12 protein-coding genes are annotated in these 12,770 nt (G+C 43.0%); 9 read left to right on the top strand and 3 right to left on the bottom strand.

Annotated features, from left to right (window positions below):
• Position 1 precedes the first annotated feature (1 nt).
• Entirely contained in the window at positions 2-667 is a 666-nt protein-coding gene (locus B1K52_RS09670) for a DUF421 domain-containing protein (protein ID WP_077307685.1), read from the top strand.
• Here the strand turns inward: B1K52_RS09670 and B1K52_RS09675 are convergent.
• A complete protein-coding gene (locus B1K52_RS09675) occupies positions 661-1,185 on the bottom strand; it encodes a hypothetical protein (protein ID WP_077307687.1) in 525 nt (174 codons plus the stop codon). The two genes, B1K52_RS09670 and B1K52_RS09675, sit on opposite strands and share 7 nt — an antisense overlap.
• 184 nt (positions 1,186-1,369) lie before the next feature.
• Between B1K52_RS09675 and B1K52_RS09680 the strand changes: the two genes are divergently transcribed.
• The 8 genes from B1K52_RS09680 (at position 1,370) to B1K52_RS09715 (ending at position 10,871) form a co-directional block, all read left to right on the top strand.
• On the top strand, positions 1,370-2,737 hold the full coding sequence (locus tag B1K52_RS09680) for an MATE family efflux transporter (protein ID WP_256855889.1): 1,368 nt from the start codon (positions 1,370-1,372) through the stop codon (positions 2,735-2,737).
• A gap of 225 nt (positions 2,738-2,962) precedes the next feature.
• Positions 2,963-3,982 (top strand): sugar-binding transcriptional regulator, encoded by a 1,020-nt coding sequence (locus B1K52_RS09685; protein ID WP_077307689.1) that lies wholly within the window; start codon positions 2,963-2,965, stop codon positions 3,980-3,982.
• A 41-nt stretch (positions 3,983-4,023) separates the two neighbouring features.
• Positions 4,024-5,031, top strand: a complete 1,008-nt coding sequence (gene gap / locus B1K52_RS09690; RefSeq protein ID WP_077307691.1) for a type I glyceraldehyde-3-phosphate dehydrogenase — start codon at positions 4,024-4,026, stop codon at positions 5,029-5,031.
• A gap of 154 nt (positions 5,032-5,185) precedes the next feature.
• Positions 5,186-6,367 (top strand): phosphoglycerate kinase, encoded by a 1,182-nt coding sequence (locus tag B1K52_RS09695; protein WP_077307693.1) that lies wholly within the window; start codon positions 5,186-5,188, stop codon positions 6,365-6,367.
• A gap of 24 nt (positions 6,368-6,391) precedes the next feature.
• Positions 6,392-7,150 carry a triose-phosphate isomerase gene (gene tpiA, locus B1K52_RS09700; protein WP_077307695.1) on the top strand — a complete coding sequence of 253 codons (759 nt, stop codon included), beginning with the start codon at positions 6,392-6,394 and terminating at the stop codon, positions 7,148-7,150.
• Positions 7,147-8,685: a 2,3-bisphosphoglycerate-independent phosphoglycerate mutase gene (gene gpmI / locus B1K52_RS09705; RefSeq protein WP_077307697.1), complete on the top strand. Its 1,539-nt coding sequence runs from the start codon at positions 7,147-7,149 to the stop codon at positions 8,683-8,685. The genes tpiA and gpmI overlap by 4 nt, the downstream gene beginning before the upstream one ends.
• 16 nt (positions 8,686-8,701) lie before the next feature.
• On the top strand, positions 8,702-9,988 hold the full coding sequence (gene eno, locus B1K52_RS09710) for a phosphopyruvate hydratase (RefSeq protein WP_077307699.1): 1,287 nt from the start codon (positions 8,702-8,704) through the stop codon (positions 9,986-9,988).
• Between the two features lie 169 nt (positions 9,989-10,157).
• Entirely contained in the window at positions 10,158-10,871 is a 714-nt protein-coding gene (locus B1K52_RS09715; RefSeq protein ID WP_077307701.1) for a 3-ketoacyl-ACP reductase, read from the top strand.
• A gap of 76 nt (positions 10,872-10,947) precedes the next feature.
• Here B1K52_RS09715 and B1K52_RS09720 read toward each other — a convergent pair whose 3' ends face one another.
• Together B1K52_RS09720 and bla are read right to left on the bottom strand one after the other, a co-directional pair.
• A complete protein-coding gene (locus B1K52_RS09720; RefSeq protein WP_077307703.1) occupies positions 10,948-11,205 on the bottom strand; it encodes a YesK family protein in 258 nt (85 codons plus the stop codon).
• Positions 11,206-11,833: 628 nt separating this feature from the next.
• The gene (gene bla / locus B1K52_RS09725) at positions 11,834-12,736 is read right to left on the bottom strand and encodes a class A beta-lactamase (protein WP_256855890.1); all 903 of its coding nucleotides are present in this window, start codon (positions 12,734-12,736) and stop codon (positions 11,834-11,836) included.
• Between the last annotated feature and the right edge of the window lie 34 nt (positions 12,737-12,770).

Consider the following 12,770-nt stretch of genomic DNA (forward strand, 5'->3'; position numbering starts at 1 on the left):
AATGGGGATTGCAGAAGTTACACTGCGCAGTCTAATCGGGTTTGCGGTCTTGTTTATCGTTGCGAGGGTCTTAGGAAAAAAGCTGATTGCACAAATGACATTCTTTGATTTTGTTACCGGCATTACAATTGGCTCCGTTACCGCTAACCTTATTTTAAACAAGCAAATTCGGTTGACAACGGGTGTGTATGCGTTATTAATCTTTGGTTTGCTGACATTAGCTTTAGGGTTGTTAACCATCAAAGTTTTTTCGGCGCGAAAAGTATTGAGTGGCGAGCCGCTTTTAATTATCAAAGACGGCAAAATATACGAGCAAGGCATGATGCATGCCAGACTTTCTGTTGATAGTCTGCTGCACCAGTTAAGGAAAAAAAACATCTTTTATTTGGATGATGTAGATTTTGCTTTTTTCGAAACAGATGGGACGATTTCCCCTAATCCAAAAAAGCCGCAAAGTGAGCAGAGCAGCGGAAGAGGGCTGCCGCAAACCTTCATCATTGACGGGCGAGTATTGGAGGATTCTTTACAGACATTGAATAAGGATAAAAAGTGGCTGGATAATCTATTAGCTTCTCACCAGACGAAGCTGAAAGATGTTTTCGTCGCCCAACTGGACCAAAACGACAACTTATATATCGATTACAGACAAGACAGACAGCCTCAATAAGGGCTGTCTTTATTTGCACGCATATTAACATGGAACTTATTATAAACGGCCTGTTGAGAAGTCATGTCAGCCAGCGGGATAAGTTCTCCTTCGGTTTGCTGCAGCAGTCTCGTGTATGCATCTTGCAGCATGCTGTTTTGATAAGCCATTTGTAAATGCACATGTCTGACATTGCTGTCCTTCATCATTTGTGCTGATTGGAAGTTGACGTTTCCCATCATTTTGGCGGTACTGCGCAGCTCTAGTAACAGCTCTTGCTCCTGGGGTGTAAGACTTCCGTAAGTCACCTGTTCGTTTAAGGAAAGGACAGGAAGCGCTACGTGAGAATATCTTGACGGATTGATTAGCTCCAGCATGACAGCTGTGTGTGTCTGCAGCATTTGCAGGTGGGATTGTAAGATTGCTTGTAAGGCAGGATTGGCAATCAGCTCTCTATAACGTGTCAGTTTATTGATCTCGCCTTTGTGTGATTGGAGATGCTCGGTCATTAAGCCTAAATCGGCAGCAGGGATTCGCATTTGTATCCATCCTATCTTGTTAATTTCTCAATAAATTATGTTTATTCGAATGAAAACGCTACCGTGACAAGCGTTGCTATAAACGGAGAAAATTGTTTCAATTAATTAGCGCAAAGCCCTTTACATTCCAGAAAAAAGGATTAATATAGAGTGAGTTTGATTTTAATGAAAAGGAGAATGTCTGTTGGGTCATCCAACTTCTACTGCTTCTGAGCAAACATTGTTTCGTATCTCCTGGCCGCTGTTTATTGAATTAGCACTTCATATGGGAATGGGTATCGTTGCTACACTGATGCTGAGTCATTACTCAGATTTAGCTGCTGCCGGAGTCGGCGTAGCCAATCAGCTGATTAGCATTTTTATTTTGGTTTTTAACGTCACGTCAATTGCTTCTATGATTATTATCGGCCAGAAGCTCGGTGCAGAAGATTTGGCAAAAGCTCGGCAGACTGCCCGGACAGCTTTCGGCATGAACTTCTGGTTCGGTTTGATTGTTTCTGCTGTCGTCGTCCTTTTTGGTTCGGCATTTTTAAGTTTCTTTGATTTGAAAGGTGATACGCTTGCTTATGCGACCACCTTTGTGAAAATATGCGGTGCTTCACTGTTCTTGGAATCTCTGTCCTTGACACTTAGTGCGATTCTTCGTGCGAATGGCCGGACAAAAGTATCAATGGTTGTCGCTGTCTTAATGAATGTATTGAGTGTGCTTGGTTATTTGGTTGCGATATTTGGTTTATTCGGCATGCCAATTACAGGAGTTGTCGGTGTATCCTGGACAATCGTGATTGCGCGTATATTTGCCGTTGTTGTACTGTTTTATTTTGTATATCGCTACTTGGCAATTCGTTTTACTGGTACACATTTGATCAAGCTGCACGTGCCAGACATTAAAGACATCCTTGTTATCGGTGTTCCGTCAGCAGCGGAGAACTTGTCTTATCAATATTCGCAAATTGTCATTACTGCAATTGTTGCGAACTTTGGTGATGCGTCGCTGGCAGCACGTGTCTATATTAATAATATTTCTATGCTTTGCTACTTGTTTACGTTAGCTATCGCAGAAGGAACTCAGCTGCTTGTATCTCGTTATATTGGAGGGAAACAATATGACAAGGCGCTGAAACGCGGACTGCGAACATTAAAAATCGCCATGGTTGCTTCTTTCATCGTATCAATGGGCTTTGCGCTGACTGGTGCGCCTATTTTACAAATGTTTACGGATGACCCAGCTATCTTGGCTGTAGGTATTCCTATTCTTTGGGCGGTTGCGTTCACAGAACCTGGTCGTGCGATGAATATTGTGTTAATGAGTTCATTAAAGTCAACAGGTGATGCGAAATTCCCGGCTATTATCGGTGTGATTAGCATGTGGGGGATTGCGGTTCTTCTGAGTTATGGATTAGGCGTATCCTTTGGTCTCGGATTATTAGGTGTCTGGATTGCAATGGGTCTCGACGAATGGTTCCGCGGAATCTTTGCATATCGCAGATGGCGCTCTCGTCCATGGGAGAAAAAAGAAAAAGCAGCTGTTCCGGAAACGGCAATCTCATAATGATAACAAAAAGGCATCGGCTGCAGGTCGATGCCTTTTTGTTATTAAATTGTTAAGTTAAAAAAATATATGAATTAATTATTTTTTTAGGAGTTTTAAGTTGATTGTATGAGGCCTTACTGTTATGATGAATTTGCAAGAGGAATTTTTTTTATAGCAAGTGGGACAATATATGGCATACCGGGACGTTTTTGACCCATTTAGCTTGGTGAAAAGGGGTATGTTATGCGATCGATAATTGATCTACAAAAGAAGCTTTTCCCAGATGTACTGACAATTATGCAGCGAAGATACGGCATCCTGCAGTTTGTCAAAACGATGGGACCGCTGGGACGTCGCACACTTGCTGAAAACATGAATCTTGCAGAACGGGTAGTAAGAGGTGAAATAGAGTTCTTACAAAGCCAAGGTTTGATTTTCACTACAACAAAAGGAGTGCAGATCACCAAGGAAGGACTTGATGTTCACGAGCAGCTGAAAGCTTTTATGCTCGAAGCCTCTGAAATAAGTGTTTTGGAACAGCGTGTACGGGAAACACTAGGAATAGATAATTGTATAGTAGTCCCCGGTGATAGTGATACCCAGGATTGGGTAAAACAAGAGATGGGAAAACGCTGTGCGCACCTTCTGGAGAAGATGCTGCATCCGAATTATACGGTTGCGGTAACAGGAGGCACAACGATGGCAGCATTGGCCGCGGCTATGCCGCCGATCCATACAGCTGAGAATGTTATGTTCGTACCTGCACGCGGTGGTATTGGCGAGCAGGTGGAAAACGAAGCGAACACCATTTGTGCTGCGATGGCAAAGCGAGCCAGAAGCCAGTACCGGCTGTTGTATGTTCCTGATCCAATCGGGGAAGAATCTTATCAGACAATTATCGAGGAGCCTTCCGTAAAGGAAGTCCTGTCCATCATCAACCGTTCAGACATAGTCATTCACGGTATCGGTGACGCTATGACGATGGCGAAACGAAGACGGACGCCTGAACCGCTTGTTGAGCAAATCAAGAGCGGTGTCGCGGTAAGTGAGGCATTTGGTTATTACTTCGATGCTGAGGGGAATGTGGTTCATCGTGTACGCACGGTCGGATTGCAGCTGGAGGATTTAGATAAAGCAGAAAATGTAATAGCTATTGCAGGCGGTGCCTCAAAAGCTCGAGCAATCGCCTCCTATTTCAAACTGGGAAGAAACAATATCCTAGTGACGGATGAGGCGGCAGCGAACCAGTTAATAAAGGGGTAACAACTCTTTACACATTTAGATATAACAAGGAGGAATTTTTTATGACAGTAAAAATTGGTATTAACGGTTTTGGACGTATTGGACGTAACGTATTCCGTCAAGCACTAACTAACGGCGAAGCAGAGGTAGTTGCAATCAACGACCTTACTGATGCGAATATGCTTGCCCATTTGTTAAAGTATGATTCTGTACACGGTACCCTTGATGCAGAAGTTTCTGTTAACGGCTCTAACATAGTTGTTAACGGCAAAGAGATCAAAGTTCTTTCTGAACGCGATCCTGCTAACCTTGGCTGGGGAGATCTTGGTGTAGAAGTAGTAGTTGAATCTACTGGTATTTTCACAAATGGTGAAGATGCGAAGAAACACGTTGATGCGGGAGCGAAAAAAGTTATCATCTCTGCACCAGCTAAAGGCGAAGACCTTACTGTCGTAATGGGTGTTAATGAAAACAGCTACGATCCAGCTGAACACACAATTATTTCTAACGCTTCTTGTACAACTAACTGCTTGGCGCCAGTTGCAAAAGTACTTCACGATGCATTCGGTCTTAAACGCGGTCTAGTCAATACAGTGCACGCGTATACTGGAGATCAGCAAATCCATGATATGCCGCATAAAGACTATCGTCGCGCACGTGCTGCAAGTGAAAACATTATTCCAACAACTACAGGTGCAGCTAAAGCAGTTTCTCTAGTATTGCCAGAACTCAAAGGCAAATTGAATGGTGCGGCTATGCGTGTACCAGTTAAAGATGCTTCTCTTATCGATTTGGTTGCTGAATTCGATACAAACGTTACAGCTGAACAAGTAAATGCTGCTCTTAAAGAAGCTGCAGAAGGCGAACTTAGCCACGTACTAGGCTACTCTGAAGAGCCACTTGTATCTTCCGACTACATCGGAAACAGAAACTCTTCTACAGTAGACGCTCTTTCTACAATGGTATTGGAAGATAACATGGTGAAAGTTGTATCTTGGTACGATAACGAAATGGGCTACTCCTCTCGTTGTGTAGACTTGGCTGTATTCTTGAAAAGCAAAGGCATCTAATTAAACAACGGTAGAAAGGGAGGGAGGCGCACCTCCCTCCCTTTTGACCTATGCCTGTTCTTTTATGTTTTCGACAAGAAGGAACAGAACCTGACAATGGCGAATACATACAAAGAACAGATACATAGGTACTAGTTATTCGAGGAGGCGTAGTATGAACAAGAAATCTATCCGCGATATCGACGTAGCCGGCAAAAGCGTTTTCTGCCGTGTGGATTTCAACGTACCAATGGAAAATGGCGCAGTAACTGATGATACACGGATCAAGGCTGCCCTTCCGACAATCAAGCATCTTGTCGAAAAAGGAGCTAAAGTGATTCTTGCCAGCCATCTTGGTCGTCCGAAAGGCGAAGTAAAGGACGAATTGCGTTTGGATCCAGTGGCACAGCGTCTTAGTGACCTTTTAGACAAAGAAGTTAGCAAAACAGACCAAGTACACGGCAAAGAAGTAAATGAAGCGATTGATAATCTAACTGATGGTGACGTTCTGCTGATTGAAAACGTTCGTTTTGAGCCTGGTGAAGAAAAAAATGACCCAGAACTTGCCAAAGCATTTGCATCCATGGCGGATGTGTATGTGAATGATGCGTTCGGTGCTGCACACCGTGCACATGCATCTACCGAAGGCGTAGCAAAGCATTTGCCAGCTGTAGCAGGTCTATTGCTGGAGCGTGAGCTAGAGGTTCTTGGTAAGTCATTATCTGATCCGGAACGTCCGTTCACAGCTATTATTGGCGGAGCGAAAGTAAAAGATAAGATCGGTGTTATCGACAACTTGCTTGATAAAGTCGATAATCTAATTATCGGCGGCGGTCTTGCTTATACATTCGTGAAAGCCCAAGGGTATGAAATTGGTAAATCTTTGCTAGAAGAAGATAAAATCGATTTGGCGAAGGAATTCATGCAAAAAGCGAAAGACAAAGGTGTCAATATGGTGATGCCAGTAGATGTCATCGTTGCAGATGATTTTTCCGAAGATGCCAATAAAAAAGAAGTAGCGATTGATGCGATTCCAGCCGACTGGGAAGCACTTGATATCGGACCGAAAACACGCGAAAAATACCAGCAAATCGTGAAAGAATCTAAATTGATTATCTGGAACGGACCTATGGGTGTGTTTGAATTAAACGCATTTGCTGGCGGCACGAAAGCAGTCGGTGAAGCATTAGCCGAAGGGGAAGGCTTCTCCATCATCGGCGGCGGTGACTCCGCGGCAGCGGTAGAGAAGTTCGGTCTAGCTGACAAAATGGATCATATCTCGACTGGCGGCGGTGCCAGCCTAGAGTTCATGGAAGGTAAAGAACTCCCAGGCGTAGCTGCACTAAACGACAAATAAAAAAGATGAAGGGATGGGAAACAAATGCGTAAAAACGTAATCGCAGGAAACTGGAAAATGAATAAATCACTTTCTGAAGCAGAGGAATTCATCGAAGCAACAAAAACGAAAATTCCATCCAGCGACAAAGCGGAAGCAATTGTTTGTGCACCAGCTTTGTACTTGACTGAGCTTGTGAAACGTACGGAAGGTACAGATTTAAAAATCGCAGCTCAAACAATGCATTATGAAGACAACGGTGCTTTTACTGGTGAAATCAGTCCAGCAGCACTAAAAAGCATTGGTGTTGAGTATGCCGTAATTGGTCACTCTGAGCGTCGTGAATATTACAATGAGACTGACGACTCTGTTAACAAAAAAACACACGCAGCTTTCAATCATGGTATTACACCAATCGTCTGCATCGGTGAAACGTTAGAAGAGCGTGAAGCTGATAAAACAAATGAAATTGTTGGCGGCCAAGTAGAGAAAGCCTTGGAAGGTCTTTCTGCTGATCAAGTAAGCAAGCTTATTCTTGCTTATGAACCAGTATGGGCAATTGGTACAGGCAAAACAGCAACAGCGCAGCAAGCAAATGAAGTTTGTGCGTTTATCCGCAATGTTGTAAAAGAGAAAGTATCTGCAGAAGCAGCTGAAGCTGTACGCATCCAATACGGGGGAAGCGTGAAGCCAGCTAATGTGGATGAATTACTTTCTGAATCTGATATCGACGGCGCTCTAGTCGGCGGTGCAAGCCTGGAAGCAGATTCCTTCCTAGCGCTTGTGGAGGCTGGTACAAAATGAGTCAGGATAAACTAGCAGCCCTAATTATCCTTGATGGATTCGGTATCCGTGATGAGGAAAAGGGAAATGCAGTGAAGCATGCCAAGAAGCCAAACTTTGACCGTTACTGGAACAAGTATCCGCATAACCAATTGGAAGCTTGCGGAGAGGCTGTCGGTTTGCCTGAAGGACAAATGGGTAACTCCGAGGTAGGACATTTGAACATCGGTGCTGGCCGCATCGTGTATCAAAGTTTGACTCGTGTGAACAAGTCCATTAAGGAAGGCGACTTCTATGATAACGATGTACTTGTGAATGCTGTCCAGCATGCGAAAAAGAACGACAAGAGTCTGCACCTCTTCGGTCTTTTATCCAACGGCGGCGTACACAGTCATATCGAGCATTTGTTTGCACTATTAGAGCTTGCGAAAAAGCATGACTTGGAGAAAGTTTATATTCATGGCTTCCTTGATGGCCGTGATGTTGGTCAGCGCAGTGCAAAAGAATTTATTGATCAAACAGAAGATAAGATGAAAGAGCTTGGCGTTGGTAAGATTGCGACGCTTACAGGCCGCTATTATTCTATGGACCGTGACAAGCGCTGGGATCGTGTGAAAAAAGCATACGATGCCATGGTTTATGGAGAAGGACCTGCTTACAGCAATCCTTCTGATGTTATTGAAGATTCTTATAAAAATGAAATCTACGATGAATTCGTGTTGCCGTCTGTTATTACAGAGGAGAACGGTGAGCCGGTAGCGAAAATAGAAGATGATGACGCGATCATCTTTTACAATTTCCGTCCGGATCGCGCTATCCAGATTTCACGGACATTTGCTAACAAAGATTTCCGTGACTTTGACCGCGGTGAACATCCGCCGACAATCAATCACTTCGTCTGCATGACGAACTTCAGTGAAACAGTGGACGGCGATGTAGCTTACAAACCGGTCAACTTGGACAACACGGTTGGGGAAGTACTTTCTCAAAATAACATCAAACAGCTGCGAATTGCCGAAACAGAAAAGTATCCGCATGTCACGTTCTTTATGAGCGGCGGCCGCGAAGAAGAGTTCCCTGGTGAGGATCGCATCTTGATTGACAGCCCGAAAGTGGCGACATACGATTTGCAGCCTGAAATGAGTGCCTATGAAGTGACGGACGCGTTACTTGATGACTTGGATCAGGACAAACACCAGGCAATTATTTTGAATTTCGCTAATCCGGATATGGTTGGTCATTCCGGTATGCTGGAGCCAACTGTGAAAGCAATTGAAGCAGTAGACGAATGCCTCGGCAAAATCGTTGACAAAATTATTGAAAAAGGCGGTCATGCCATCATCACTGCAGATCACGGTAACTCAGATGAAGTAGTGACGATGGATGATAAAGCAATGACGGCCCACACGACGAACCCTGTACCAGTTATTGTGACAAAAGAAGGCGCAGAACTCCGCAGCGGCGGTATTCTAGCTGATTTGTCACCAACATTACTTGATCTTCTAGATGTGAAGAAGCCAGAAGAAATGACTGGAAGCAGCTTAATTAAAGAATAAGAGGAGAGAATAAACAATGCCATACATTACTGACGTATATGCGCGCGAAGTCCTAGACTCCCGCGGTAACCCTACAGTTGAAGTAGAAGTTTTAACAGAATCCGGAGCATTCGGTTCTGCAATCGTACCAAGTGGTGCATCTACTGGTGAATACGAAGCAGTTGAGCTTCGTGATGGTGACAAAGATCGTTACCTAGGCAAAGGTGTTCAAACAGCTGTTGCCAATGTAAACGAAAAAATCGCACCAGAATTGATCGGTATTGATGTAACACGCCAAGTGATCATCGACCAGCTGTTGATCGATCTTGATGGTACAGATAACAAAGGTAAATTCGGTGCTAACGCTATTCTTGGTGTATCCATGGCAGTAGCGCATGCTGCAGCAGATCACCTTGGTGTACCGCTTTACACATACCTAGGCGGATTCAATGCAAAAACACTTCCAACGCCAATGATGAACATTTTAAACGGCGGAGAGCATGCGGATAACAACGTAGATATCCAAGAATTCATGATTATGCCTGTAGGCGCTCCTACTTTCAAAGAAGCGCTTCGCATGGGAGCTGAAATCTTCCACAGCCTGAAGAAAGTATTAAGCGGCAAAGGCTTGAATACTGGTGTAGGTGATGAGGGTGGTTTCGCACCAAACCTTTCTTCTAACGAAGAAGCACTAGAAACAATTGTAGAAGCAATTAAAGCAGCTGGCTACAAACCAGGCGAGGAAGTAAAACTAGCAATGGACGTTGCTTCTTCTGAATTCTACGAAGATGGCAAATACAACCTAAAAGGTGAAGGCGTTGTCCGCACATCTGAAGAAATGGTTAACTGGTATGAAGAAATGACAAACAAATACCCAATCATCTCTATCGAAGATGGCTTGGATGAAAACGACTGGGAAGGTCACAAGCTATTGACTGACCGTCTTGGCGACAAGGTACAACTTGTTGGTGACGACTTGTTCGTTACAAACACAGTACGCTTGAAACAAGGTATCGAGCAAGGTGTTGGCAACTCTATCCTTGTAAAAGTGAACCAAATCGGTACACTAACAGAAACATTCGACGCTATCGAAATGGCAAAACGCGCTGGCTACACTGCTGTTATCTCTCACCGTTCTGGTGAATCTGAAGATGCAACAATCGCTGACATCGCTGTAGCGACAAACGCTGGCCAAATTAAAACTGGTGCACCATCCCGTACAGACCGTGTTGCGAAATACAACCAGCTTCTTCGTATTGAAGACGAGTTGAAAGCATCCGGCATCTACGGCGGACTAGCATCTTTCTATAACCTAAATAAATAAGTATAAGAAAAGGATGAGCAAGGAAAACTGCTCATCCTTTTTCTTACTAAAAAAAACTAGTGATACTCGTATATTCGGTGATACTAATACTGCTAGTGAGCAAATAGCTTGTTGATTTAGGAAGACCTTGATACGATAAATCAGGTTTGATAAGGGAGGAATACATATAATGGCACAATCATTACAAGGTAAGAAAGTAATCATAACAGGTGGAGGACGTGGTATTGGCCGCGCGCTTGCAAATGCGTTAGCTGCTGAAGGTGTGCACGTAGGCTTGATTGGACGTACAGAAGAAAACGTGAAAACAGTAGCAGATTCTCTTAATGAGGTGAAGACTGCGTACGCTGCGGCGGATGTTTCCAGTCTGGAAGATGTTACAGCAGCAATCACGAAGGTTAAAGAAGAACTCGGGGGCGTTGATATCTTAATCAACAATGCGGGTATTGCAAAGTTCGGCGGCTTTATGGATTTAGATCCAGCTGAGTGGAAACAAATAATTGATGTTAACTTGATGGGAGTTTATAACACTACACGTGCTGTGCTTCCAGACTTGATTGAGCAACAATCAGGCGACATCATTAACATCTCATCTACAGCAGGACAAAAAGGGGCACCTGCTACAAGCGCCTATAGTGCATCAAAATTCGGTGTACTTGGATTGACAGAATCATTGGCAATGGAAGTTCGGAAGCATAACATCCGTGTTACTGCGCTGACTCCAAGCACTGTAGCTACCGATATGGCAGTCGAAAACAAACTGACAGACGGTAATCCGGAAAAAGTCATGCAGCCAGAAGATATCGCAGAATTTATCGTAGCACAGCTGAAATTAAACAGCCGTACATTCATTAAATCTGCAGGTCTTTGGTCTACGAATCCGTAAGCAAAATCGTATAATTAAAATGAAAAGGGTAATTCTCCGAAACGAATATGTGGAGAATTACCCTTTCTTTACATCATCATTTACTTCGTATGTAGCCGATAACCCCTAATACAATCAAAGAGATTGCAGAAGCAATAAAGACGGAAATACTTACAATACTTAAGCTCATACCTGTCCATCGACCGATGATAAAGCTCACTATCAGAATAACAATGCCTATCAATAAAAAGATACATGGAACTAAAAACATGATTGCAACCTTGTTTTTAAATAATAATGAAACGCCAATAATAATCAGTGTAAGAATAAAGGCCATAAGCCAGAATTGTACCATTTTCTTCTCCTTTCGTTAGACCTGTCCTTAATCAAATAGGAAGCATGATACGGCTTAAAACATAATACAATGTCATTGCTAAGAGAGCTGATGATAGGGCCGCTATACTGCTTCGGGCAAGATACAGCTTGAAAGGTTGAGACTAGCGAACTTCAGATTTTTCGGAATCGTTGTGCAGGCTGCTACCGAACCGAAAACGATTATAATTGCGGATATGGTGCTCACCCCGCGACCTTTACTATATTAACTTAGATAAATAACTCTGCGGCAAAGTTTTTGTTTGCAACAGATTAGCCGAAAGAAGAAGCAACTTTTAAAGTTATGATTTCCAGCAATGGTTTTAGTTTGCCATACTTTGGCGGATTGGTAAATGATGTATGAAAAATGCTTCGACATGTAACATTACACGAAGAATAAGTAGTGATTTTTCGAGAGGTTTCCGTTTGCTTGTTGCTCTAGTGTAGCTTTCCTATAACACAAATTTGCCAGTGCATTAGAAATAAGTTTCGCTGTAAAGAATCCAAACGATACTGCTATTATATGCAGTACTGTTTGGATTTTTAAAGTATAGCTCAACAGAAATATTCGGGCGTCTCAAGAATTAGACTCGAAGAACAAAACGAATTATTTATTCATTCTCAGAAAGCAGCGTGATAACTTCTTCAGTTGCTTTGGAAATCAAACTATCATCGTATTCTTCTCCTGCTTTATCACGACTGGACATAATAGACAATACAATTGGTTCTTTGTCAGGTGGCCATAGAATGGCAATATCGTTTCGAATACCATTGGATCCAGCACCGGATTTGTCACCGACTTCCCAATCTGCAGGTACACCAGCTCGAATCAGGGTGTCACCAGTTGTATTGCCTTTTAACCACTTGATTAGTAGTTGTCGTTTTTCAGACGATAGGTGATCTTCTAACGTAAAAGCTCGCAAGCTTTCTGTCATAGCTTTTGGTGTGCTAGTATCTTGAATTTGATTAGGCTTTACATGATTTAATTCTGGCTCGATTCTTGAAGAGTCTGTTACCTGGTCGCCGACAGCTCGTAATCCTTGTTCAAATCCTTTAGGCCCACCTATTTCAGCAAAGATTAAATTTGCAGCTGCATTATCGCTATAACTAATAGAAGCTTCACTTAACTCTTTTAGCGTCATTTGCGTATTCACGTTTTTTTCAGTAATCGGATTGTAGTTGACAAGGTCATCGCTTGTAATTGAGATTTTTTTATTAAGATTCTCAACAGAATTTTGTAGCAATAAAACACCTACTGATAAAGCTTTATGAGTGGAAGCAAAACCAAATCGTTCATCTTCTCGGTAAGCTATTGTTTCCCCGGATCCCGTATCAATTGCAAAAATGCCAAGGCGTGCATCATAGGTTTCTTCCAATTGGCTAAATGCGTCTGTATTTACTGCTGGAGCTTGAGTAGCTGTCATTGATACATCTTCAAATCTGGAGCTGCTGGAACAACCAGCCAGAATACAAAAGATGAAAAATGCACTCGCTATGTAGCTTAAAGTTTTCACAAGTAAACCCCTTCCTATATAAGATTACAAGTGT

The organism is Terribacillus halophilus (assembly GCF_900162685.1).
Classification (GTDB): Bacteria; Bacillota; Bacilli; order Bacillales; family Amphibacillaceae; genus Terribacillus; species Terribacillus halophilus_A.